Annotated in this window: 24 protein-coding genes and 1 pseudogene; 11 read left to right on the top strand and 14 right to left on the bottom strand. The window is 57.8% G+C overall.

The genetic code is table 11. The annotated features are described in order from the left end of the window. The first annotated feature begins 223 nt into the window (after positions 1-223). The 3 genes from HBN63_RS17735 to hda all read left to right on the top strand — a co-directional run bounded on the left by HBN63_RS17735 (position 224) and on the right by hda (position 3,187). On the top strand, positions 224-1,273 hold the full coding sequence (locus HBN63_RS17735; protein WP_170050321.1) for a DUF2066 domain-containing protein: 1,050 nt from the start codon (positions 224-226) through the stop codon (positions 1,271-1,273). 121 nt (positions 1,274-1,394) lie between these two features. Continuing rightward, positions 1,395-2,486, top strand: a complete 1,092-nt coding sequence (locus HBN63_RS17730) for an AI-2E family transporter (protein ID WP_090252543.1) — start codon at positions 1,395-1,397, stop codon at positions 2,484-2,486. Beyond that, a complete protein-coding gene (hda, locus tag HBN63_RS17725) occupies positions 2,483-3,187 on the top strand; it encodes a DnaA regulatory inactivator Hda (RefSeq protein ID WP_090252546.1) in 705 nt (234 codons plus the stop codon). Before HBN63_RS17730 ends, hda begins: the two co-directional genes overlap by 4 nt. Before the next feature lie 52 nt (positions 3,188-3,239). Here hda and HBN63_RS17720 read toward each other — a convergent pair whose 3' ends face one another. The 3 genes from HBN63_RS17720 to arsC are packed head-to-tail and all read right to left on the bottom strand — an operon-like array spanning position 3,240 to position 4,598. Then, a complete protein-coding gene (locus HBN63_RS17720) occupies positions 3,240-3,650 on the bottom strand; it encodes a DUF2069 domain-containing protein (RefSeq protein ID WP_170050320.1) in 411 nt (136 codons plus the stop codon). Further along, on the bottom strand, positions 3,643-4,248 hold the full coding sequence (gene wrbA, locus HBN63_RS17715; RefSeq protein ID WP_170050319.1) for an NAD(P)H:quinone oxidoreductase: 606 nt from the start codon (positions 4,246-4,248) through the stop codon (positions 3,643-3,645). The genes HBN63_RS17720 and wrbA overlap by 8 nt, the downstream gene beginning before the upstream one ends. After that, complete coding sequence (arsC, locus tag HBN63_RS17710; protein ID WP_167144954.1) at positions 4,245-4,598, bottom strand: arsenate reductase (glutaredoxin); 354 nt, start codon at positions 4,596-4,598, stop codon at positions 4,245-4,247. Before arsC ends, wrbA begins: the two co-directional genes overlap by 4 nt. 107 nt (positions 4,599-4,705) lie before the next feature. Here arsC and HBN63_RS17705 point away from each other — a divergent pair, with 107 nt between their 5' ends. Then, positions 4,706-5,935: a virulence factor BrkB family protein gene (locus HBN63_RS17705; protein WP_090252557.1), complete on the top strand. Its 1,230-nt coding sequence runs from the start codon at positions 4,706-4,708 to the stop codon at positions 5,933-5,935. A 167-nt stretch (positions 5,936-6,102) separates the two neighbouring features. Beyond that, the gene (locus tag HBN63_RS21990) at positions 6,103-6,324 is read left to right on the top strand and encodes a hypothetical protein (protein WP_262499007.1); all 222 of its coding nucleotides are present in this window, start codon (positions 6,103-6,105) and stop codon (positions 6,322-6,324) included. Between the two features lie 49 nt (positions 6,325-6,373). Here HBN63_RS21990 and HBN63_RS17700 read toward each other — a convergent pair whose 3' ends face one another. Both HBN63_RS17700 and HBN63_RS17695 read right to left on the bottom strand, forming a co-directional pair. Continuing rightward, positions 6,374-6,766 carry a hypothetical protein gene (locus HBN63_RS17700; RefSeq protein WP_160087569.1) on the bottom strand — a complete coding sequence of 131 codons (393 nt, stop codon included), beginning with the start codon at positions 6,764-6,766 and terminating at the stop codon, positions 6,374-6,376. Between the two features lie 139 nt (positions 6,767-6,905). Beyond that, entirely contained in the window at positions 6,906-8,315 is a 1,410-nt protein-coding gene (locus HBN63_RS17695; protein WP_170050318.1) for a PilZ domain-containing protein, read from the bottom strand. 30 nt (positions 8,316-8,345) lie between these two features. On the opposite strand from HBN63_RS17695, the gene HBN63_RS17690 reads away from it, so the two are divergent. Together HBN63_RS17690 and HBN63_RS17685 are read left to right on the top strand one after the other, a co-directional pair. Further along, the gene (locus tag HBN63_RS17690; RefSeq protein ID WP_170050317.1) at positions 8,346-8,825 is read left to right on the top strand and encodes a TlpA disulfide reductase family protein; all 480 of its coding nucleotides are present in this window, start codon (positions 8,346-8,348) and stop codon (positions 8,823-8,825) included. Between the two features lie 3 nt (positions 8,826-8,828). Beyond that, positions 8,829-9,104: an acylphosphatase gene (locus HBN63_RS17685; protein WP_170050316.1), complete on the top strand. Its 276-nt coding sequence runs from the start codon at positions 8,829-8,831 to the stop codon at positions 9,102-9,104. 6 nt (positions 9,105-9,110) lie between these two features. Here HBN63_RS17685 and HBN63_RS17680 read toward each other — a convergent pair whose 3' ends face one another. The 3 genes from HBN63_RS17680 to HBN63_RS17670 are packed head-to-tail and all read right to left on the bottom strand — an operon-like array spanning position 9,111 to position 12,386. Continuing rightward, positions 9,111-9,683 (bottom strand): transglycosylase SLT domain-containing protein, encoded by a 573-nt coding sequence (locus HBN63_RS17680; RefSeq protein ID WP_167144949.1) that lies wholly within the window; start codon positions 9,681-9,683, stop codon positions 9,111-9,113. Between the two features lie 7 nt (positions 9,684-9,690). Next, positions 9,691-10,644 carry a hypothetical protein gene (locus HBN63_RS17675; RefSeq protein WP_170050315.1) on the bottom strand — a complete coding sequence of 318 codons (954 nt, stop codon included), beginning with the start codon at positions 10,642-10,644 and terminating at the stop codon, positions 9,691-9,693. 26 nt (positions 10,645-10,670) lie between these two features. Beyond that, the gene (locus tag HBN63_RS17670; RefSeq protein WP_170050314.1) at positions 10,671-12,386 is read right to left on the bottom strand and encodes a proline--tRNA ligase; all 1,716 of its coding nucleotides are present in this window, start codon (positions 12,384-12,386) and stop codon (positions 10,671-10,673) included. A 115-nt stretch (positions 12,387-12,501) separates the two neighbouring features. Between HBN63_RS17670 and HBN63_RS17665 the strand changes: the two genes are divergently transcribed. Continuing rightward, complete coding sequence (locus HBN63_RS17665) at positions 12,502-12,909, top strand: PaaI family thioesterase (protein WP_170050341.1); 408 nt, start codon at positions 12,502-12,504, stop codon at positions 12,907-12,909. 64 nt (positions 12,910-12,973) lie between these two features. Here HBN63_RS17665 and HBN63_RS17660 read toward each other — a convergent pair whose 3' ends face one another. Continuing rightward, positions 12,974-14,272 carry an OprD family porin gene (locus HBN63_RS17660; RefSeq protein ID WP_170050313.1) on the bottom strand — a complete coding sequence of 433 codons (1,299 nt, stop codon included), beginning with the start codon at positions 14,270-14,272 and terminating at the stop codon, positions 12,974-12,976. Positions 14,273-15,013: 741 nt separating this feature from the next. Here HBN63_RS17660 and HBN63_RS17655 point away from each other — a divergent pair. Together HBN63_RS17655 and HBN63_RS17650 are read left to right on the top strand one after the other, a co-directional pair. Continuing rightward, positions 15,014-15,439 (top strand): HIT domain-containing protein, encoded by a 426-nt coding sequence (locus HBN63_RS17655; protein ID WP_170050312.1) that lies wholly within the window; start codon positions 15,014-15,016, stop codon positions 15,437-15,439. A 3-nt stretch (positions 15,440-15,442) separates the two neighbouring features. Beyond that, positions 15,443-15,649, top strand: a complete 207-nt coding sequence (locus HBN63_RS17650; protein WP_170050311.1) for a SlyX family protein — start codon at positions 15,443-15,445, stop codon at positions 15,647-15,649. A gap of 53 nt (positions 15,650-15,702) precedes the next feature. Here HBN63_RS17650 and HBN63_RS21985 read toward each other — a convergent pair whose 3' ends face one another. From HBN63_RS21985 to HBN63_RS17630, 5 genes and pseudogenes are all read right to left on the bottom strand, one after another. Next, the gene (locus HBN63_RS21985) at positions 15,703-15,927 is read right to left on the bottom strand and encodes a cold-shock protein (protein WP_169852850.1); all 225 of its coding nucleotides are present in this window, start codon (positions 15,925-15,927) and stop codon (positions 15,703-15,705) included. A 57-nt stretch (positions 15,928-15,984) separates the two neighbouring features. After that, positions 15,985-16,305 (bottom strand): annotated as a pseudogene (locus HBN63_RS22145) (cold shock domain-containing protein membrane protein); the annotation flags it as partial. 167 nt (positions 16,306-16,472) lie between these two features. Next, positions 16,473-17,540: a GGDEF domain-containing protein gene (locus tag HBN63_RS17640; protein WP_160087546.1), complete on the bottom strand. Its 1,068-nt coding sequence runs from the start codon at positions 17,538-17,540 to the stop codon at positions 16,473-16,475. A gap of 102 nt (positions 17,541-17,642) precedes the next feature. After that, entirely contained in the window at positions 17,643-18,113 is a 471-nt protein-coding gene (locus HBN63_RS17635) for a Dps family protein (protein WP_160087544.1), read from the bottom strand. A gap of 148 nt (positions 18,114-18,261) precedes the next feature. After that, positions 18,262-19,380 carry an HD domain-containing phosphohydrolase gene (locus HBN63_RS17630; protein WP_170050310.1) on the bottom strand — a complete coding sequence of 373 codons (1,119 nt, stop codon included), beginning with the start codon at positions 19,378-19,380 and terminating at the stop codon, positions 18,262-18,264. Positions 19,381-19,671: 291 nt separating this feature from the next. On the opposite strand from HBN63_RS17630, the gene aspS reads away from it, so the two are divergent. Then, positions 19,672-21,447: an aspartate--tRNA ligase gene (aspS, locus tag HBN63_RS17625; protein ID WP_170050309.1), complete on the top strand. Its 1,776-nt coding sequence runs from the start codon at positions 19,672-19,674 to the stop codon at positions 21,445-21,447. Positions 21,448-21,516: the final 69 nt, after the last annotated feature.

Here is a 21,516-nt window from a genome sequence, read left to right as displayed (position 1 = left end):
GCAGCGGCCACCCGCTAAGGTTGAGGCTGTTGGGGCGGCTGTTTAAGCTCGAAATCTGGCTGTTGTTGGCAGTCTGCGGCTGAAAAGGGCTTTGGAATGCGCCTTAACAGCACCTAAACTCGCACTCTTGAGCCAGCGCCTCCTGCTTTATGTAGCGTGGGTTTGCCGCAACTGTTGTTAAACCTGGCCTGCGTGCCACTTTCCGTCTGTCGAGAACTCATCCATGCGTTTGACCGCTCGCCTGCTTCTAGTTTGTTTGTCGCTGTCCGGCCTGCCGGCGTTTGCCGCGCCGGTAAGTGATTTGTACCAAGTCCGCGAAGCGGTCAGCAGTCAGCAACCGGAAGAACGTGCTGCCGCCCTGAGCCGCGCGCTGGATACCCTGGTGGTGCGCCTGACCGGCAAGGCCGATGCAGCGCAGAACCCGGCACTGGCGGCGCTGCGCAAGGATCCGCAACAGATCGTCAGTCAATACGGCTATGAAGGCGACAAACTGTTGGTCGATTTTGACCCGCTGAGCACCGATCGCAGCCTACGTCAGGCGGGCCTGGCGCTGTGGGGCGCCAATCGTCCGAGCATTCTGCTGTGGTGGTTGAGCGATGCCAGTGATGGCAGTCGCCTGCTCGGTGATGGCCAAGCTGCTGCCGCATCACTTAATCAGGCTGCACAGCACCGTGGCCTACCACTGCGTCTGCCGTTGGCTGACCTTGCCGAGCAACTGGTTGCGGTGCCGGAAAACCTTACGGCGAATGATCCGGCTGCCCTGCGTGAAGTCTCCGAACGCTACGCCACCGATGCTTTGCTGGCCGTTGTGGCAGGCGAAGCAAACGGAACATGGCAGGCTGAGTGGCGCCTGTGGCTTGGGGATGAGCGGGAGCAGGGCACTGTGCAGGGTGCCGATCAAGCCGCGTTGGCCGATGCCATTCTATTGGCGGTCAACCAACGTCTGGCACCACGCTTTATTGTCGCCGCCGGCGCGGCCAGTGGTTTGACCGTGGAAGTGCAGGGCGTTGACCTGGCGCGTTACGCCGAGCTGCAGCGCATTCTTGAGCCGTTCGCGGCGCAACTGCGCAAGGTGCAGGGCGATACACTGACCTTTGCCGTCAATGCCAATCCCGAGCAGTTACGTGCGCAACTGGGCCTGGCGCGCTTGCAGGAAGTGCCGGCAGAAGCACCAGTGGTTGACGCCAGCCAGTCGGTTACGCCGCCGGATACTGCGGCTGAGCCCGCTTCCGCAGTGGTGGCGCCTGACAATGTGCTGAGGTTTCGCTGGTAGACTGCGGCAATTACTCCGGTCCCTGATTTGAAAACCGCAGCTATCGAGCTGCGGTTTTCTTATGTAACGGGGCTCGGGTTTAGTATTTCTGGATAAAACGTTGGCATATGGAGCGCTGGGCATGATCGATTCGCACCGTTGGATATGGATAGTCGCGGCGCTGCTGCTGTGCGGCCTGTTGTACCTGCTGGCGCCGATTCTCTCGCCGTTTCTGATCGGCGTGCTGCTGGCCTATATGGGCGACCCGCTGGTCGACCGTCTTGAGCGATGGAAACTCTCGCGGACTTGGGGCGTGGTGGTGGTCTTTGCACTGATCACCCTGATCATGGCCATCCTGCTGCTGGTATTGGTGCCCATGCTGGGCAAGCAGCTGGTGCGCTTGTACGAGTTGATCCCGGAGATGCTCGACTGGGCACAGAATCAGGCCCTGCCATGGGTTCAACTCAAGCTGGGGCTTAGCGAAGGCTTCTGGCGCTTTGATCAACTGAAAACCGCGTTGTCCGGGCAGTTGGGTAAAACCACCGATATCGTCGGCATGCTGCTGTCCACGGCCACCTCTTCAGGCCTGGCGCTGCTGGCTTGGCTGGCGAACCTGGTGCTGATTCCAGTAGTGAGCTTCTACCTGATGCGCGACTGGGACTTGATGGTCGCCAAGCTGCGCAGCCTGCTGCCGCGCGGTCGTGAAGGCCTGGTTGTGCAGCTGTTCGGCGAATGCCACGAAGTGCTCGGCGCTTTCCTGCGCGGTCAGTTACTGGTGATGCTGGCGCTAGGTGTGATGTATGCCACCGGACTGATGGTGATTGGCCTGGAACTCGGGCTACTGATCGGCGTACTGGCAGGCCTTGCCAGCATCGTGCCGTATTTGGGCGTGGTGGTCGGCATCGGTGCGGCATTAACGGCCGGTCTGTTTCAGTTCGGCATGGACCCCTACCCACTGGTGGCCATCGCTGCAGTCTTTATCGTCGGGCAAATGCTCGAAGGCATGCTGCTGACACCGATGCTGGTGGGCGACCGCATCGGCCTGCATCCGGTCGCAGTGATCTTCGCCATCATGGCCGGCGGCCAACTGTTCGGCTTTACCGGCATCCTTCTGGCTTTGCCAGTGGCAGCGGTGATCATGGTGTTAGTGCGTCATCTGCATGATTTCTATAAACTTTCCGATCTTTACGGTGAGCCAGCCAACGGTTCCGACGAGCCGCCCAACCCAGCATGACACCCATACAACTGCCTTTAGGTGTGCGTCTACGTGATGACGCCACTTTCGCCAATTACTACCCTGGAGCCAATGCTGCGGCGTTGGGCTATGTCGAGCGTCTGTGCGAAGCGGATGCCGGCTGGACGGAAAGCCTGATCTATCTGTGGGGTGGCGAAGGCGTTGGGCGCAGTCATTTGCTGCAGGCGGCGTGTCTGCGCTTTGAGCAGCGCGGCGAGCCGGCGGTGTATCTGCCGCTGGCTGAGGTGGTCGAGTACGGCCCGGCGCTACTGGACAATCTGGAGCAGTGCGAACTGGTCTGTCTGGATGATCTGGATGCGGTGGCCGGGCGCAGCGACTGGGAAGAAGCGCTGTTTCACCTGTTCAATCGTCTACGCGACAGCGGTCGGCGTCTGTTGCTGGGCGCCAGCACTTCACCGCGCGAATTGCCGGTGCAGCTGGCGGACCTGCAATCACGCCTGACTTTGGCACTAGTATTCCAGCTACAGTCACTCTCCGATGAGGACAAACTGCGTGCTCTGCAACTGCGGGCTTCGCGTCGCGGTTTGCACCTGAGTGATGAAGTCGGGCGTTTTATCCTGACTCGTGGTGAGCGCAGCATGAGCGCTTTGTTCGATTTGCTTGAGCGCCTGGATCAGGCGTCATTGCAGGCTCAGCGCAAGCTGACCATTCCCTTCCTGAAAGAAACCCTCGGCTGGTAAAGCTCCCGCCATATAACGCTGAGCCTGCGTGCAGCCAGGCTCAGCGTTTATCTTAGTTTTCCCCTGCCAACTTGCGCTCGTACTGAAAGCGCCAGCGGGTAAACATCAGTGCTGCGCAGAACAAGCTGAAGCTCAGCCCTGTCAGTAGCCAGCCGTACAGAGCTTTGCTCGGGTCGAAGGCCGCAAGAACGCCCTGAATAAAATACAGATTCACCACAAAGCACGCCCAGGCGTGGGCGCGAGCGTTGCCGAGGATCAGACCAGGGGCGAGTAAAAGCAGCGGGGCGAGCTGTACGCCAAGGATCACCCAGAGAAGTTTCCCTGGAACATTGGCGAACCATAGGTTCCACACCAGCAGTAATGCGCCCAGGCCAAAAAAGCTCAGCAGGCTGGCGATGCGGCTGATGCTAAGGCGCGGCTCTAGCCACTCCAGGGGCGGCAGCGGTTTTGCGGTTTTAGCCACGGGTGTTCTCCAGTTTTGCAGCGGTTTGCGCCAGGCGTTGACCGAGTGCGCGGCACAGGGCAATTTCATGTTCATCGAGGGCGCGTTTGCCATCTGCACCAGCATGGTGACTGGCGCCATAAGGGGTCCCGCCACCACGGGTTTCCAGCAATGCAGCTTCGCTATAGGGCAGGCCAGTGATCAGCATGCCGTGGTGCAGCAGGGGCAGCAGCATCGACAGCAGGGTGGTTTCCTGGCCGCCGTGCAGGCTGGCGGTGGAGGTGAACACGCCGGCCGGTTTGCCAACTAGGCCGCCGGTCAGCCACAGGCCGCTGGTGCCATCGAGAAAGTACTTGAGCGGTGCGGCCATATTGCCGAAACGGGTCGGGCTGCCGAGTGCCAGGCCGGCGCAGTTCTTTAGGTCATCCAGGCTGGCGTACAAAGCGCCTTCTGCCGGGATATCCGCGGCCACTGCTTCGCATTCGCTGGAGACAGCAGGCACGGTGCGTACACGCGCTTCGAGGCCACCCATTTCTACGCCGCGTGCAATCTGGCGGGCCATTTCAGCAGTGGCGCCATGGCGGCTGTAGTACAGCACCAGGATGTAGGGTGTGCTCACGGCAGAATCTCCAGAACATTTTCAGGTGGGCGACCGATGACGGCTTTGTCTCCAACGACCAGAATGGGGCGTTCAATCAGTTTGGGCTGGCTGGCCATGGCCGCGATCAGCTGTGTGTCAGTCAGTTGCGGGTCGCTCAGACCGAGAGCCTTGTATTCATCTTCACCCGTGCGCAGTAGCTGCCGTGCGCGGATGCCGAGCTTATCCAACAGTGCCTGCAGCTGGTCGGCGCTCAGCGGTGTTTCCAGGTAGCGCACGATGGTTGGGCTGAGCCCGCGGTCTTCCAGTAATTGCAATGCACTGCGTGATTTCGAGCAGCGCGGGTTATGGTAGAGCGTCATAGCGGTCATGTTCGGGTCGCCGATTACCTTCGATGGTGGCTATTCTAACCGCTAACAGCATTCCCGCCTGCGCTTGTGAGTCAGGTTGTCGGGATGCAAATGGCTAAGGAGAGAGCATGCTGCAACGTGTTAACAACCTGTTGGAGTTCTGGCGTTTTCTGTTGCAGCGCTTTATCGCCGACCAAGGCACCAGCAATGCGGCGGCCTTGACCTACACCACCCTGTTTGCGGTGGTGCCAATGATGACGGTGACCTTTTCCATGCTCTCGGCTATTCCGGCGTTTCAGGATACCGGCGAGCAGATTCAGAGCTTTATCTTCCGAAATTTTGTGCCCTCAGCTGGCGAGACCCTGCAGCAATACCTGCGTGACTTCACTACCCAGGCGCGCCAGTTGACCTGGATTGGTGTAGCAGTATTGGCTGCGACGGCGTTCTGGATGCTGGTGACGATCGAGAAAACTTTCAACACCATCTGGCGTGTGCGTCAGCCGCGTCGGGGTGTTTCGAGCTTTTTGCTGTACTGGGCGATCCTCAGCCTGGGCCCGCTGCTGCTGGGCGGTGGCTTTGCCATCAGCACCTACTTCACGTCACTGTCGCTGATCTCGGGTCCGGATGCTTTGCTTGGGGCGCAGGCCCTGCTGAAATTCATGCCGCTGGTATTCAGTGTGGCCGCATTCACCTTGCTCTATGCGACGGTGCCGAATGCACAGGTACCAGTTCGCCATGCGTTGCTGGGGGGCTTATTTGCAGCGGTGTTGTTCGAAGTGGCGAAGATGCTATTCGGCCTGTATGTGCGCCTGTTTCCCGGTTATCAGCTGATCTACGGGGCATTTGCCACGGTGCCGCTGTTTCTGTTGTGGATCTATCTGTCCTGGTTGATTGTGCTGTTTGGCGCTGAACTGGTCTGCAACCTGGGGTTCTCCCAACAATGGCGCAAGCGCGCAATACCACGCTTGTTGATGGCGCTTGGCGTCTTGCGGGTGTTCTATGAGCGTCAGCAGTCGGGTTTGAAAGTGCGCTTGCTGGACGTGCAGCGTCAGGGCTGGTCTTTGGCGGAACATGAATGGGAAGAGATTTTGGTGTTTCTCGAGCAGCAGAAACTGATTGCCCCGACCGGTTCAGGTTCCTGGGTATTGAGCCGTGATCTTGGCCACTATTCGCTGCAACAACTGCTCAGCCACAGTCCTTGGCCGTTGCCTAGGGCTGAGAATCTACCCGAACAGCTCGACGAAGCCTGGTACCCAGCGCTGCGCAATGGCTTGATGAAGTTGCAGGAAGAGCAAACGGCGCTATTTGGTGAGGACCTGGCGACGTGGTTGCAGGTAGAGGCTGACGCTGCAACATGACGTAAAACGTCAGTTTGCGGCGCTGAACTGGTGGCGCATGATGGCACTGGTGACCATGAAGGTCGCCAAACGCGGTTAAAGGGAAGCTGGCACGCTTTTGGCTATCTGTCCTGCAGATAGCGATCAGGTTGCCAGCAGGGCAGGGATTGGCGGAGTGTGAAGGCGTTATGACAGCCACTAACGGCAAAGTGATTCATTTGTATCAGCGTGACCCGCAAGAGGCCCTTGAGCGCCTCAATCGCATTACTGGCCTGCGCTTCAGCAGCTGGCCGCAGTCGTTGGTCAATTCCAGCCCACCTGAGCCTTCAATCGTCTCGAATTCACCTGAGACCCCAGTCCAGATAGATTCCGATGCCACTTGCGGGCCGGCAGGAATGCTCTCGCGCTAAATGCAAAACCCCGCGTCGGTGCGCGGGGTTTGTGTGTCGCTGACTGCTATCAGGCGAGTGCTTGGCGGCTATCGGTTTGGGGTAATTCGACGGCTTGTACAAACAACTCCTCAACCACCAGGCTGGTTGCCGGTACGGCAGAGCGCAGGCGCACCTGCATCTCTTCAATCTTCTGCTTCACAGGCAGGCGAGCCACGCTGGATAGCAGGATTTTGCTGTGCTGGTTGACGTTGCCATGGTCGACCATCACTTCGCGGCGGGTGGTGCCATCGCGGTAGCTGATCAACAGGGATACGGGCAGGTTGGCCAGCCCTGGCAGGTGCAGCCAGGCGGCAACATTGAACTCAGCGACGCGCCCTTCGTACGGGGTGACCTGCAAGCGGGCGAGGTTGACGATGGCAGATGGCACAGGGCCGACCAACTTATCGAGGGCTTGGGTCATGGTTGTGTTCCAGGCTAATAACGGATCGCATCAAGCGTGATTGCGATGAATTATAAGCTTGGCCCACCCGATGAAACTGTGCGCTCGGCCGACGTTCGGCGTGACCTTTCTCGCACTTTTAGCGTGTTGGTACCGGTGTCTATGCCAGCTGCATTGGGTAGCGGGTGACTGATGCGGTAACCAGATTGGCGGGCGGCAATGGCAGGATCGCCTGGTTGTGTGCGCTGGCCAGTTGCAGCCAGACATTCTCCCCTTCAACAAACTGTCCATTAGGCAGCCATAACCCATGGTGCCAGCCGTTGCCTGGTGCTGGTGTGCTCTGCAGGACGCCGGGGTGGGTCTGGGCACTGGGTGCGCGGCGTAACCAGACCGAGCGCGGCAAGCCTTTAAGGTAGCGCAGGCCCAGGTGCAGACCTTCGCTGTTGAGATGGCGCCATCGCACCAAAGCCAGGGTGGGCGTATCACTGCCGGTGATCAGCAGCACCAGTTGGCCAACCGACAGCTGCGCGGCCTGATCGGCATTGCACAGCAAACGTGCGCCGCCCGCGCTGGCATCAAGCATTTGTGCGCTGGTGCGCAAAGGCCGTTGTTCCAGTAGCTGCGCATGAATAGCCGGTAAACCAACCGCCAGGCTGCATTCAGAGCTATGGTCGGCACGGGTATGCCGACGTTGTTGGCGCCCCAGCCAATGCTGCTGCACACGCTCGAGCAGTTGGCGTTCCGCTTTGCTTTGCAATGGCGCTGGCTCATGCAGCGCCACTAACAAGGCGCCCAGCTCGAAGCGGCGTAGATAGTCGGCACTGCCTTCTGGCGTTTGTGCATAACTCAGGCAGGGCTGCACCTCGGTCAGGTCGATGGTCGGCCCTTCGATCTCATCGTCCTCATCCCAGGGCAGCAAGCGCGCGAGTTCCGCCAGCGGCGATAGGGCGCCGAACAGCAGCGCACATTCGCCATCGGCAAGGTGAAACGGGTTGCTCAGTGCAAGCAACAGCATCTGCTGGTAAATGCCGCGCATGGTGTTTGCCGGTTGCGGTGTAAACGTTGCCGCCACTGGCTCATCCAGGCAATTTTGATGTTCGCCGATCCAGTACAGCAGGTGGCTGTCGCGCCATAAGCTAGGCGGTGGCTCCTGATACAGCTGGTAGTGGCGCAGCAGGCTTTGTGCGAGAAAGTGCTGGGCCATGTACAAGCACCAGGCCAGATGCGGACGTGAGGGCTGGCGGCCTTGCAGGATTTGTAGGAGCAGGCGTTTGAAACCGATGGCCAATTCACTGCACAGGTGTACGAACAATGCCGTGGGGGGATTCTCGCCTTGATAGGCCTTGCTGTAATGCCGGTACTGGTCGCTGAAGCTTTGCAGTGCGCGCTGCCTTTCGAGTAAGGTCATGGCGCTGCGGTTGAGCTTGAAGAGCAGGCTTAGTGCCTGCTGCAAGGCCAGTTCTGCGGGTTGTAAGCGAGCCTGAGCCAGTTGCTCGTTGAGATCGGCCAATGGCGCGACCTCGGTTTCGAGGATGTCTGGCACTTCCAGGCGCAAGGCATCTAACGTCATATCAACCTTATTGAATCAGGGAGCGAATGCATGGCAATGCATTTCCAGGCGATCATTCGTGCTGTTGCGGTTCTAGGCATAGGTCTGATTCTGGCCGGCTGCGCTGAAGACATTGGCGTCGATCAATATGGACGAAAGGTAGCGGTTGAGCGCCTGGAAGGCCAGTGGTTAGTGATTAATTATTGGGCGCAGTGGTGTGCGCCTTGCCGTACCGAGATTCCTGAACTCAATGCCTTGGAAAAACAACTCAAGAAACAGTCTGTGCAGGTGCTTGGGGTGAATTTCGACGCGTTGCAGGGCGAGAAACTCAGTAAGGCCGCGCAAGATATGGGCATTACGTTTACGGTGTTGGCGCAGGACCCGGCCGATCGCTATCAGTTGCCGCGTGCAGAAGTGCTGCCGGTGACGTACATCGTTGACGATCAGGGGCGCATGCGTGAGCGCTTACTGGGTGAACAGACTGCTGCTGGTTTAACGGCTCGCTTGGCTGCACTCAAGGCGGAGGGCTAAGTCGTGGCGCGCATTTGCAAGCATGGTTACGTCAGCGGTGGCGTACAGGGTGTCGGTTTTCGTCACGCGACTGCAACGCACGCTGAGCGTCTGGATCTGGATGGCTGGGTGCGTAACGTGGTCGACGGTCGGGTCGAAGTACTGTTTGAAGGCGATGAGGCTGCTGTGGCTGAACTGGCAAGCTGGTTAGAGCGGGGGCCCGAGGCTGCCGACGTAACCCAGTTGGAACTGCAGAATCATGCCTTGCAGGGGATCGCCGGATTTATCGTACGCCGCTAAATAAGCTCAGGGTTTGACGTACCAGAAGTCGTGCCAGAAACCGACCACCTTGGCGGAGTAGGTGTGTTTGCCCAGGCTGCCGTTATAGCGTGCCAGCGCCCGGTTCAGATCGCCGTTTTCCTTGCGCAGATAGAAGCTGAGGATGGTGCAGCCATAGCGCAGGTTAGTGGCCGTGTCAGTGAGGTTATCTTGCGGCCGGCCCAGTTCGGCTTTCCAGAAAGGCATCACTTGCATCATGCCTTGAGCGCCAACGGATGAGATGGCGAAACGGTCGAAATGGCTTTCGGCATGAATCAGTGCAATTACTAAATCAGGACGTAAGCCCGCCTTGCTGGCTTCACGATGCACGAGCCGCAGCAGGCTCAGGCGCTCCTCAGCATCCGGAATATAGCGGCGCAGGCGTGTGGACATATCCAGCAGCCAGACTTCGGCCTCGAAACGATCCTGAAAGCTGTCCGCCTGGGCCACGGTCTGTTGCAGCAGCGCGCGCAGTTCCGGCTCAGGCGCCTGGCGCACGTCGGCATACGCCGCACCGCAGAGCAGCAGGCTTAGTACGGCGCAGATCAGGCGCTGCCGCATGAATGTGTCAGTCGTTGCCAGGGTCGGCAACCAGGCGGCCGGCGTCTTTGGTTAGGGCCTGCAGGAAGATTTTCTGCAGCTCCGGATCGTTGCGCGTCAGTTCGATCAGACTCTGTTCAAGTTCGCTGGCTTCCTCTTCCAGGCCCAGTTCCGACAGGCGTTTGACTCGGTGAACCCATTGGGCAACGTCATCACCCTCAAGGTCGTCATAAATCAAGTCGTGGGCTTCCTGCAGCTTGCCGCGCAAGGTACGGCTGACCAGCAGTGAGGCATCGGCGCGCGCCGAGCCCTGATCATCTTCAACTGTCAGCAGCAGGGTGCTGATGCGCGTGACATCCTCTTCGGCAAACGGACTGTCGAGCAGGTTCAGGCGCAGGATGCCGTTACGGTCTGTGAGCAGTTCATGGTTCTGTTCGCCGGCCTTGACCCGTACCGGGCGTTCGGCCCACGGCAGGCTGGAATACTCCATGCGCGCATCCTGGCGGCGCTCTTCGAGGCTGGCGAGATTCTGCTGTGAGCGGCCATTCGATTCGACGTTCATTGCCGGGTTAAGCCCTGCAAAGCCATAACTGATCCAGTCTTTGGTGACGCTATCCGGCAGGCTGCCGAGCAGTACCACGTTCAACACGTTGGCGCCGATGCCGCCGACCACTGCCAGTGCTCCTAGCGGTACTTCATAGAGTTCGCGCCAGGGTTGGTAGGGGGTGTAGCGGTCGTAGCGGCGTGTCACGTCAAACGCCGTGACCTCGAAGGTCTTCTGTTCATGCACGCGCACGCGGCGTTGCGGCAACTCCAGCACGCGTGGTTCACCCACATCGATCTGCAGGCTGTGATCGAGCAGTTTACGCTCGACGCGCTCCTCATGCTCGCTGCGTTGCGGCAACTGGTTGGCGCAACCACTGAGTAGCAGACAGCCACCCGTAAGGATGGCGATGAGGCTGAGGGTGTTTCGCTTGAACATGACGACTCTTGCTAAAGGGGCTGAGATCAGTGGCTGATGCGGGCCTGGATAAAGCTCAGGATATCGGCCACAGGCACTGCTTGGGCTTCGGTTTCCTGGCGGCTCTTGTATTCCAGGTTGCCTTCGGCCAGGCCGCGATCGCTGACTACGATGCGATGCGGGATGCCGATCAGTTCCATATCTGCGAATTTGATGCCCGGGCTGGTCTTTTTGTCACGGTCATCGAGCAGTACTTCGAAACCGGCAGCGGTAAGCTCGGCATACAGCTTGTCGGTGGCTTCGCGCACGGCATCGGTTTCGTAGCGCAGCGGCACCAGGGCGATATGGAAAGGCGCAAGGGCGTCATTCCATAGAATGCCGCGGTCATCATTGTTCTGTTCGATAGCGGCCGCCACTACGCGGGAAACGCCAATGCCATAGCAGCCCATGGTCAGCGTGACCGGCTTGCCGTTTTCGCCGAGCACCTGGCAGTTCAGCGCTTCGCTGTACTTGGTGCCCAGTTGGAAGATATGCCCGACTTCGATACCGCGCTTTATTTCCAGGGTGCCTTTACCATCCGGGCTCGGGTCGCCTGCCAGCACGTTGCGCAGGTCCGCTACTTCCGGCAACGGTAGGTCGCGTTCCCAGTTGACGCCGAAATAGTGCTTGTCGTCGATATTTGCGCCGGAGGCGAAGTCGCTCATCAGAGCAACCGAGCGGTCGATGATGCAAGGGATCGGCAGATTGACCGGGCCTAGCGAGCCAGGGCCAGCGCCGATGGCTGCGCGAATTTCGGCTTCGTTGGCGAAAACCAACGGGCTGGCAACCAGTTCCAGGTTGGCGGCCTTGATCTCATTGAGTTCGTGGTCGCCACGTACGATCAAGGCGACCAAGGTGCCTTTTTTCGCGCCGTGCACCATCAGGGTCTTGATGGTTTTCTCGATGGCCAGACCAAAGCCTTGTACCAACGCGTCGATGGTCTTGGTGTTCGGGGTTTCAACCATGCGCATGCTTTCAGTCGCCGCGCCACGGCTGCCTTCGCGCGGAACTGCTTCGGCTTTTTCGATATTGGCGGCGTAATCGGAGCTGTCGCTGAAGGCGATATCGTCTTCGCCTGAGTCGGCCAGTACGTGGAACTCATGGGAGCCAGTACCACCGATCGAGCCGGTGTCTGCCTGCACAGGGCGGAAGTTCAGGCCCAGGCGGGTAAATACGTTGCAATAGGCCTGGTGCATGCGGTCATAGGTTTCTTGCAGCGAAGCCTGGTCGACATGGAAGGAGTAGGCGTCCTTCATGATGAATTCGCGGCCACGCATCAGGCCGAAGCGCGGGCGAATCTCGTCGCGAAACTTGGTCTGGATCTGATACAGGTTGATTGGTAGCTGCTTGTAGCTGTTCAGCTCATTGCGCGCCAGATCGGTGATCACTTCTTCATGGGTTGGGCCGGCGCAGAAATCGCGGCCGTGGCGATCCTTCATGCGTAGCAGCTCAGGACCGTACTGCTCCCAGCGACCCGATTCCTGCCACAGCTCTGCTGGCTGAATGCCGGGCATCAGCACTTCCAGCGCGCCAGCGGCATTCATTTCCTCGCGCACGACCTTCTCAACCTTGCGCAGCACACGCAGGCCCATGGGCAGCCAGGTATACAGGCCAGAAGCCAGCTTGCGGATCATGCCGGCACGCAGCATCAGCTGATGGCTAATCACCACGGCATCGGACGGGGTTTCTTTCAGAGTCGAGAGCAGGAACTGGCTGGTACGCATATTTGGCTGTTCTGTCGGTTGCAAGGGATTTTGAATGGCCCGCATTGTACGGTGCCTGTACAGATGCGTACAGGATGATGGCGTGTGCTTATAAAAGGAGGGGAGTGTGTCGATATTGACGGCGGAAAAGGTGCAGGCGCTGATTCGGGCGGGGCTACCGATGGCAGAAGACATCAATCTGTGTATTGATCGACTGGACACAGAAGGAGCACTGGCGCGGGTGCCATTTCACAGCAAGCTGGTGCGTCCCGGCGGCACCTTGTCCGGCCCGACCATTATGGCCCTGGCAGATGCGGCGATGTATGCGGTGGTGCTGGGCAGTCTCGGCCGGGTGGAAATGGCCGTGACCTCGAATTTGAATATCAACTTTCTGGTTAAACCCAAGCCGGTTGATCTACTAGCCCAAGCGCGGATATTGAGATTGAGTCGCAGGCAGGCTGTTTGCGAAGTGTCGGTGTATTCGCAGGGTAATGAAGATGAGTTGGTGGCGCATGTAACGGGAACTTACGCGTTGCCATTGTAAGTTTTATCAGGCAAGAAAAAGCCCGACCTAGGTCGGGCTTTCTTTACCAGCTAAACAGTCTGAATTACAGAACGCTTAGTGGGTATTCAACGATCAGGCGGAAATCGTTCAGGTCGGCCGAGTAGTTATCGTTCTGCGAGCTGTTTGCTCGGTAGATTGCGCTGCGAATGCGGAAGGACAGATCCTTGGCCGCGCCGTTCTGCACTACATACTTGGTCTCGAAGTTGAATTCGTTCTCTTCACCGTCTTCAACGCCTACGCCCCAATCAGCATTATCGCCAGTGATATAGCGAGCCATGAAGCTCAGGCCTGGCACGCCATAAGTTGTCATGTCCAAGTTATAGTTGGCTTGCCAGGACCGCTCATCCTTGCTGTTGAAGTCGGAGATTTGGACGGAGTTGCCCAGCCAAATTGTGCCGCCGCCATCAATGCCATAGTCGTGGCCGGTGTCACCGGTAGAGCGCTGGTGAACAATACCAAAGCTATGAGCGCCGATGGAGTAAACGGCACCGAGGCTCCAGATTTTATTGTCTACTTCACCAGCAAGGGCTTTGCCCTCATCATCGGTTTTATAGAAGTTAAAGTCGAATGCCAGCGCCTGCTCGTCAGCGATTGGCAGGTTGTAGTTCAGGTTGACGTATTTCTTTTTCCAGAAATCTTCAATATCGGAAGCGTGGATGGCGCCGCTGAAGTTTTCGGTAAAGCTGTAGCTTGCGCCGACGATATTTGCTGATTTCAGCGTGTGGCCTTTTTTGGTTTTGCTATCACGGCTTGTTGCGGTTTGAGAGTTGAGAGCGGTGAAACGACCTGCGCTCAGCTCTAAACCTTCGATTTCATTGCTAACCAAGTACGTACCGGTTGCAACTTCTGGAAGGATGCGGGCGTCGTCGGTGGAAAATACCGGGCTGCCAACGAACTGGTTACCGTGTTTCAGCACGGTGTCGGAGATACGGAACTTGATTGCGCCGCCAACTTCAGTCTGGGTGTCATCACCACGACCATCGTCGGTTGTTGCGAACTGGCCAGTGCCAGTACGGCCTCGGCCGCTATCCAGTTTGATGCTGCTCAGGCTGTGCGCATCGAAGCCGACACCAACGGTGCCTTGGGTGAAGCCGGATTCGAACAGCAGGCGGATACCCAGGCCAGTTTCTTCGATGTAGCCATTTTCTTTGGCGTTGTAATCATCGTCGCTGCTATTGGCGCCGTTCTTGAAATCACGGTTCAGGTACAGAGCGCGATTGAAGATATTGAAGCTACTGTCTTCAACAAAGCCCTTGGATTCGGACTGGCTGGAAGCCACTGCCATTTGGGTGGTGCCCGCTGCTACTGCGAGGGCGATTACGCTCCACTTCATCACTTGCATCGTGATTGCTCCTTTGGTTTAGAAAAGTTGCGCCGTCCGGCTGGTTGTTATATGGACGACTCTTTCTTTTTGTGTCGGCGGTAACTTATAGCACGCTGCCAATGTTGGCGATAGTTGCAATCTATTCATTACGATTTCTTCACGGCTGTGTCGCAAAAGCTTATGAGTCATGTCGCATTTTTGTAGATGCACTTGGCGTGATCACAGTCAAAGCTGACGGATTTTTGCGCCTGAATGTTGGTCGCATGGGCTGCCAAACGGTGCAGGTCGATTCGTCACAGTTTGCTTAGCAATAGTCGTGCACAAAACCCTAAAATCTGAATTTTTATCTTCGATTTGATCTTTCCGATCAAGGTTTTCGGGGGTTGCGTCGGTTTACGTCAGGTTTTTCAGCGGTTCCATCTGTTTTTTATGGGGCTGATAGGCGTTTTTCTGGGCTGATTCTGTTCTGTTTTCAATTGCTTGCTGTCTTGCGCTTGTGGTGCGGCAGGAGGCTGTTCTGTGAGGATTACAGAAGGGAACAGTTTTGGTGCGCTTGTTTGGGGTGGTATTGGGGTGTGCTGTCTATTGGTGCGCTGAGGTGGGCCTGGTTCGCGGGTGCCACGTTTTCAGCTTCGGCGTATCCTGCTCGGCCCATACTTACTGCCTGGGCGGCAGTAAGATCGCTGGCCAAGTATCACTGTGTGCTGGGTTCGAATGCGTTCAATACTAGTCAGTGGGTTTTCTAATAGGTGGATGGTTATGTTCGTTCTGGATTCACGTTTGCAGCAAGATACAGCCTGGGTCGGGGATTACCCGTTATGCAGCCTGCTGCTGATGAATGATGCGCAGTACCCCTGGTTTATCCTGGTGCCGCGTCGTGAAGACGTCAGTGAGTTGTTCCAGCTGGATGGTGCTGACCAGCTGCAGCTATGGCAGGAAACCAACGGCCTTGCCGAAGTACTCAAGGATTGTTTTGCAGCGGACAAAATGAATGTCGCGACCTTGGGCAATGTGGTGAGTCAGCTGCATATGCATGTCATCGTTCGGCGTCGCGAGGATGCTGCATGGCCGGCGCCTGTTTGGGGTAAGCATCCAGCGCAGCCATACACGCCTGAGCAATTGGCCGTATTGAAAGCCCGTTTACGCCTGGTTTTGACCGGGAATTTTTGTTTTGCTGAGAGCTGACAGGTGGACATAGACGAACGCATTAACGACTTGCAAAGCCGGTTGGCCTTTCAGGACGACACTATTCAGGCGCTCAATGATGCGCTGGTGGCGCAACAGCGGCTTCTGGAGCGTTTGCAGCTGCAGGTGGCTGCGTTGATCAAGCGTCAGGATGAAGTGAGTTCGCAGTTCGGGATGACTGAGGATGAGGCGCCGCCGCCCCATTATTGATTGTCCATAAACGCAAAAGGCCCGCAATGAGCGGGCCTTTTGCGTTGTGGCATTTAGCGCCGTGCGGGCAGTGCGGCGATGACATCTTCGGCTTGTAAGCCTTTGTCACGTTGCATTACGGCAAACTCAACTCGCTGGCCTTCGACCAGTACACGGTGGCCTTCACCGCGGATGGCCCGAAAGTGCACGAAAATGTCGTCGCCCGAGTCACGCGAGATAAAGCCGAAACCCTTCGAGGTGTTGAACCACTTAACGGTACCTGTTTCGCGGTCGCCCAGATCTTGCGAGCTTGAGGTGTTGCGCGATTTAAGGCGCAAGTTGGCCGCCAGGTGAACGGCTACGGCGGCAGCGATAATAAGTAGGCTAAACAGGCTGGCCGGTTGGTTGGCAATGACTGGCAGTGGGGCGAGCAGAATCAAGGCTTGCAGCAGCGTGCCGAGTACCAGCAATGCGGAAACCAGGTTTTGCGCTTGGTGGCGCAGACCGGCATGCCAGATAGGCAGTTGTGGGGCAAGCAGAAGGTTCAGCAAGCCAAACAGAGCAAGGCACAGTGCGCTGGGTTGTTCCAGGAGTGGTTGGGGCGTGTCGCCAAAGTGGGGAGCAAAAGAAAGCAGCAGGGCGAGGGCGCCCGTCAGAAGGTGGACAATTTTCAACATGTTCAATGGGCTCGCTTAATTCAAAGAGTCAGCAGAAATGGCTGGCTGCGCGTATTGGGCATTGCAAGGGGAGTAGTAAAAGCGCGTGGTACCAGCCTATGTGCTGACCTATGGATGCAGGTCAGCAGCACGGCACGTATTTAACAGCAAAGAGGTGGGGTTCTCAATCAAGCACTAAGCGCTGTTTCACTTGGTATGGGGCTTATCTGGTTGCGGCCATCACGCTTGGCTTGATAAAGCGCGTCATCGGCACGTGTGAGCAAGGTTTCCAGTGTGTCACCGCGTTCGGCAAGGGCGAAGCCGAAAGACGCGGTAATGCTGTCGAGTACTTCATCTGTGCGGCGCACTTTGATGCGTAAAGACTGGATCTTCAGGCGTAATTGTTCGGCAAAGGCATAGGCCGTGGCGTTATCAAAACAATCGCGAAGGATGATGCAGAATTCTTCGCCGCCGTAACGTGCTGCTATGGCGCGAGCGGGAAGTAGGTCGCGCAACAACTGGCCAACGTGCTGAAGGACGCGATCACCCAGGGGGTGACCGTATTGGTCGTTGAACTGCTTGAAGTGATCGATATCGAGCATCACCAGTGCGACACCGTCGTGTTCTGTACTCAGTGTCTGCTCTAGCAGTTTGCTAAAGGCGTTGCGGTTGAACACCTGAGTCAGGCTGTCCAGTGTCGCGGCGATGTGCGCGCGCTCAAGCTGGCTGCGCAGGCTCTTGATCTCTTGCTGGGCGGCATTTAGGCGGTAGAGGAATTTGTCTTGCTGGTCCTGCATTAACTGCGTGCTCTGCTGCAGTTCATTCAAAACATTGGGCAGGTCATCAATGACTGGCTCATGCAGGGCGGCTAGGCCGTGCTCAAGACTGATTTGATAATTGCGGCTGCCGATGATGCTGCGCGATACATTGCCTTCGATGTCGTCGACCAGTTCGATGACCTGCTGTTGGCCGGCACGCGCCTCTTCGAGCTCACCATTGATGATGTAGTCGCGGAACAGCTTGGCTGCGGTTTCAGGCGGGAAACTGTCAAAGTCGGCGACGGTTTTTTCCAGGCGACGATTGAGTTCGGGTTCCAGGCCTTTGCTGTAGGTGTACCAGAGGGCGTAATGCACGGGGTTGGGAGGGATGTCATGGCGCATCATGAGTGGTACCGCCTTCTTCAGAAGCGCCGCAGCGTCGCGGGTTTCCTCGGGGTACAGTTCCAAAATGCTGGGAGCTTTAGCGGGTTTGTTCATGCACGTCACTGTGGCCAAGTTGCAATTGACCAAAGCATAGAACAGCTGCTGGGCAAGCGCCTAGCAAAAGGCCCGCAGAAGCGGGCCTTTTGCATGATTTACCTACGCGGCTAGAAGGCTGCGCAGCATCCAGGCGGTTTTTTCATGCACCTGCATGCGCTGGGTCAACAGGTCCGCAGTGGGCTCGTCGCTGACTTTGTCCAGCAGTGGGAAGATGCCACGGGCTGTACGCACGACGGCTTCCTGCCCTTGAACCAGCTGCTTGATCATATCTTGTGCGCTTGGTACGCCTTCCTCTTCTTTGATCGAGGAAAGGCGGGCGTAAGCAGCGTAGGTACCGGGCGCTGGGAACCCCAGGGCACGAATGCGTTCGGCAATCTGGTCGACGGCCAGCGACAGTTCGGTGTACTGGCCCTCAAACATTAAGTGCAGAGTGTTGAACATCGGGCCGGTGACGTTCCAATGAAAATTGTGGGTTTTCAGGTACAGGGTGTAGGTGTCTGCGAGTAAGCGCGACAGGCCTTCGGCGATGGCTGCGCGGTCCTGTTCGGCAATTCCAATATTGATTTCCATACCATTTCTCCTCTCAGGTGGCTCGGGGTTTGGCTGCCCGCATAATGGGCAGAGACTACCATGGGTTTTACCGAGCTTTATCGTGGTTTATATCAATGCGAGTGATGATTGGAGGCTATTAAGGGGTGTGGGTTCAATTTTTCTTGGGTTAACGATGTGCCAGTTCTGGGTGCTGTTGCAGGGTCTGGTTGAATAGCTCGACCCAGTGCGCGCTGAATTGCCGCCCGGCGAGGTTGTTGATTTCCAAAATGGCGCGCAGGAGTGGGCGTTTATTCAGAGTCTGGTGCGCGCGCTCATGGGTGCGGGCTTCAAAGGTGTCGACGATATTGATTATCAGGGCGCCGGGGCTGGTTTCGATCTCTTTCAGGCCTTTAGGGTAACCGCTGCCGTCGGCGTGCTCCTGATGCTGCACCGTTATTTCAGCCGCAGCATCCCAGCGTGGCATCCGCTTGAGCAGGTCGTAAGCGAGCCGCGGATGGGATTGCATTTGCCGGCGCTCCTCGCGGTTAAAGTGGGCTTCCTTGTGCAGCATCTCCAGTGGCAGAAAAGCCATGCCCAGGTCGTGCAGGCAAATGGCTGCGGCCAGTTGCTCAGGTTGTTCCGGGTTGCCGCCCATTTGGTTGATCGCTAGGGCCAGGTCAAGCTGGCGCAGGCCGCGACCTTGCCAGAAGTGTGAGCGGCGTTCGCTGGCTTGCATCAGGTCGACAAAGAACAGCAGGTCAGCGTCGGGTTCGATCCCGTAGCGTCTGAGTAGGTCAGCGGCAGCTGGGTTGTCTGCAGCAACAACCTCAGGAGGTGTGGAGCTGGGATCAAGCTCTTGTAGTAGTGCGCTGCGGATGCCGATTTGTTGACTTGTTGGCGCGATAGCCAGTGCGCTGAGAGAGCGGCTGAGTGCCTTGCTTTGAGCCGGACTAAGCTGTGGCGCTTGGCCCCCAAGGGCATGGCGGATCTGTTCTTTCAGGTGATCGAGGGTCAGTAGCAGGATATCGCCGAGTAGGCTGTCGAAGTGCAACTGGCCTTCGCGCAGGCACGACAGCACATCTTCCATGGCTTGCGGTACGCTCATCAGCGAATCTAGGCCGATATAGCCCAGGTTTCCCTTGAGGGTGTGTACCAGGCGAAATAGCTCGCGCAGGCGCTCGCGGTCATCGGGGGCGTGCTCAAGCTCGATCAGTAATTGCTCGCAACGCTGGAATTGTTCGCTGGATTCCAGGCGAAAGTCAGCCAGCAAATCACTGGGTATTTCAGCCAGGTTCGGTGTGGCCATAAGCCTCTCCACTTATCGACAGTTAAAGAGCTGCATGCCTGAGTATAGGAAGGGCTGACAAAAGCGCGTGGGGCGGCGGCTGCAAGTGGCGGCTTAACCATATATAATCCCGCGCTTTGCCGCTTTTGTCGGGCGAACAGTGGGCTGCGTATGCGCCGCTGATCGTTGCGCGCCCCTTAAAGGCAGCACAATTGCGGAAAATGGCGCCTGCGCCAGCCGGTTGACCGGCCCACGAGCGTCGCATTCATTGCGGCCCAACGAATTCAAGACTCAAGAGAAGCGACCACCACCATGATGCGCAGCCATTATTGCGGCCAACTGAACGAGAGCCTGGACGGCCAGGAAGTCACCCTTTGCGGTTGGGTACATCGCCGTCGTGACCATGGCGGGGTGATTTTCCTCGACATTCGTGACCGTGAAGGTCTGGCTCAGGTGGTATTCGACCCGGATCGCGCGGCGACTTTCGCCACTGCCGATAAAGTACGCAGTGAATACGTGGTGAAAATCACCGGTAAGGTGCGTCTGCGTCCGGCCGGTGCCGGCAACGCTAACATGGCCTCCGGCGCTATCGAAGTGCTGGGTTATGAGCTGGAAGTTCTGAACGAAGCGGAAACCCCGCCGTTTCCGCTCAACGAATACACCGACGTCGGCGAAGAAACCCGTCTGCGCTATCGCTTTATCGACCTGCGTCGCCCGGAAATGGCGGCCAAGCTGAAACTGCGTTCGAGCATCACCAGCAGCATTCGTCGCTACCTGGACGACAACGGCTTCCTTGATGTGGAAACGCCGATCCTCACCCGTGCCACACCAGAAGGCGCGCGTGATTATCTGGTGCCGAGCCGCACTCATGCCGGCAGCTTCTTCGCTCTGCCGCAATCGCCGCAGCTGTTCAAGCAGCTGCTGATGGTCGCCGGCTTTGACCGTTACTACCAGATCGCCAAGTGCTTCCGCGACGAAGACCTGCGTGCTGACCGTCAGCCGGAATTCACCCAGATCGACATCGAAACCAGTTTCCTCGATGAAGCCGACATCATGGCCATCACCGAGAAGATGATTCGCCAGCTGTTTAAAGAAGTGCTGAACGTCGAGTTTGGTGAGCTGCCGCATATGACCCTGGCCGAAGCCATGCGCCGCTTTGGTTCCGACAAGCCAGACCTGCGTAACCCGCTGGAACTGGTGGACGTAGCTGACCAGCTGCAAGCAGTCGACTTCAAGGTGTTCAGCGGCCCGGCCAACGATCCGAAGTGCCGCGTTACCGCACTGCGCGTACCGGGCGGGGCGAGCATGCCGCGCAGCAAGATCGACGAATACACCAAGTTTGTCGGCATCTACGGCGGCAAGGGCCTGGCTTACATCAAGGTCAACGAGCGCGCCAATGGTGCCGAAGGCCTGCAGTCGCCGATCGTCAAGAACATCCCACTGGACAACATCAACGTGATCCTTGATCGCGTCGGTGCCGTGGATGGCGACATCGTGTTCTTCGGTGCCGACAAGGCCAAGATCGTCAGCGAGGCCCTGGGCGCGCTGCGCATCAAGCTGGGTCATGACCTCAACCTGCTGACCTGCGAGTGGGCGCCGCTGTGGGTCGTCGACTTCCCAATGTTCGAAGAGAACGACGACGGCAGCCTGACTGCAATGCACCACCCGTTCACTGCGCCAAAATGCAGCCCGGCTGAGCTGGAGGCTAATCCGGCGGCTGCGTTGTCGCGTGCTTACGACATGGTGCTCAACGGTACCGAGTTGGGCGGCGGTTCGATCCGTATCCACGACAAGTCCATGCAGCAGACCGTTTTTCGCGTGCTGGGCATCAGCGAAGACGAACAGCAGGAGAAGTTCGGCTTCCTCCTTGATGCCTTGAAGTTCGGCGCACCACCCCATGGTGGCTTGGCCTTCGGTTTGGATCGCTTGGTGATGCTGATGACCGGTGCGCAGTCGATCCGCGAAGTGATTGCCTTCCCGAAAACCCAGAGCGCGGCCTGTGTGATGACTCAGGCGCCGGGTGAGGTGGATAACAAGTCGCTGCGTGAACTGCATATTCGCCTGCGTGAGCAGCCGAAAGCGGAATAAAGCGTCACAAGAAGCCTGGTTTACCAGGCTTCTTCTTTATAGCGGCCTGAGAGACTCGAACTCTCCCGC

This window comes from Pseudomonas sp. WS 5011, assembly GCF_012985775.1.
Taxonomy (GTDB): Bacteria; Pseudomonadota; Gammaproteobacteria; order Pseudomonadales; family Pseudomonadaceae; genus Aquipseudomonas; species Aquipseudomonas peli.
This window is presented reverse-complemented; position numbering and strand designations above follow the sequence as displayed.

Excerpts from the sequence above, each read along its gene's own strand:
- hda (WP_090252546.1), top strand. The coding sequence starts at position 2,483 with ATGACACCCATACAACTGCCTTTAGGTGTGCGTCTACGTGATGACGCC.
- HBN63_RS17680 (WP_167144949.1), bottom strand. The coding sequence starts at position 9,683 with ATGCGGCAGCGCCTGATCTGCGCCGTACTAAGCCTGCTGCTCTGCGGT.
- HBN63_RS17700 (WP_160087569.1), bottom strand. The coding sequence starts at position 6,766 with ATGACCCAAGCCCTCGATAAGTTGGTCGGCCCTGTGCCATCTGCCATC.
- HBN63_RS17635 (WP_160087544.1), bottom strand. The coding sequence starts at position 18,113 with ATGGAAATCAATATTGGAATTGCCGAACAGGACCGCGCAGCCATCGCC.
- HBN63_RS17640 (WP_160087546.1), bottom strand. The coding sequence starts at position 17,540 with ATGAACAAACCCGCTAAAGCTCCCAGCATTTTGGAACTGTACCCCGAG.
- arsC (WP_167144954.1), bottom strand. The coding sequence starts at position 4,598 with ATGACCGCTATGACGCTCTACCATAACCCGCGCTGCTCGAAATCACGC.
- HBN63_RS17655 (WP_170050312.1), top strand. The coding sequence starts at position 15,014 with ATGTTCGTTCTGGATTCACGTTTGCAGCAAGATACAGCCTGGGTCGGG.
- HBN63_RS17730 (WP_090252543.1), top strand. The coding sequence starts at position 1,395 with ATGATCGATTCGCACCGTTGGATATGGATAGTCGCGGCGCTGCTGCTG.
- HBN63_RS17675 (WP_170050315.1), bottom strand. The coding sequence starts at position 10,644 with ATGTTCAAGCGAAACACCCTCAGCCTCATCGCCATCCTTACGGGTGGC.
- HBN63_RS17705 (WP_090252557.1), top strand. The coding sequence starts at position 4,706 with ATGCTGCAACGTGTTAACAACCTGTTGGAGTTCTGGCGTTTTCTGTTG.
- HBN63_RS21990 (WP_262499007.1), top strand. The coding sequence starts at position 6,103 with ATGACAGCCACTAACGGCAAAGTGATTCATTTGTATCAGCGTGACCCG.
- HBN63_RS17695 (WP_170050318.1), bottom strand. The coding sequence starts at position 8,315 with ATGACGTTAGATGCCTTGCGCCTGGAAGTGCCAGACATCCTCGAAACC.
- HBN63_RS17660 (WP_170050313.1), bottom strand. The coding sequence starts at position 14,272 with ATGCAAGTGATGAAGTGGAGCGTAATCGCCCTCGCAGTAGCAGCGGGC.
- HBN63_RS17690 (WP_170050317.1), top strand. The coding sequence starts at position 8,346 with ATGGCAATGCATTTCCAGGCGATCATTCGTGCTGTTGCGGTTCTAGGC.
- HBN63_RS17630 (WP_170050310.1), bottom strand. The coding sequence starts at position 19,380 with ATGGCCACACCGAACCTGGCTGAAATACCCAGTGATTTGCTGGCTGAC.
- aspS (WP_170050309.1), top strand. The coding sequence starts at position 19,672 with ATGATGCGCAGCCATTATTGCGGCCAACTGAACGAGAGCCTGGACGGC.
- HBN63_RS17735 (WP_170050321.1), top strand. The coding sequence starts at position 224 with ATGCGTTTGACCGCTCGCCTGCTTCTAGTTTGTTTGTCGCTGTCCGGC.
- HBN63_RS17670 (WP_170050314.1), bottom strand. The coding sequence starts at position 12,386 with ATGCGTACCAGCCAGTTCCTGCTCTCGACTCTGAAAGAAACCCCGTCC.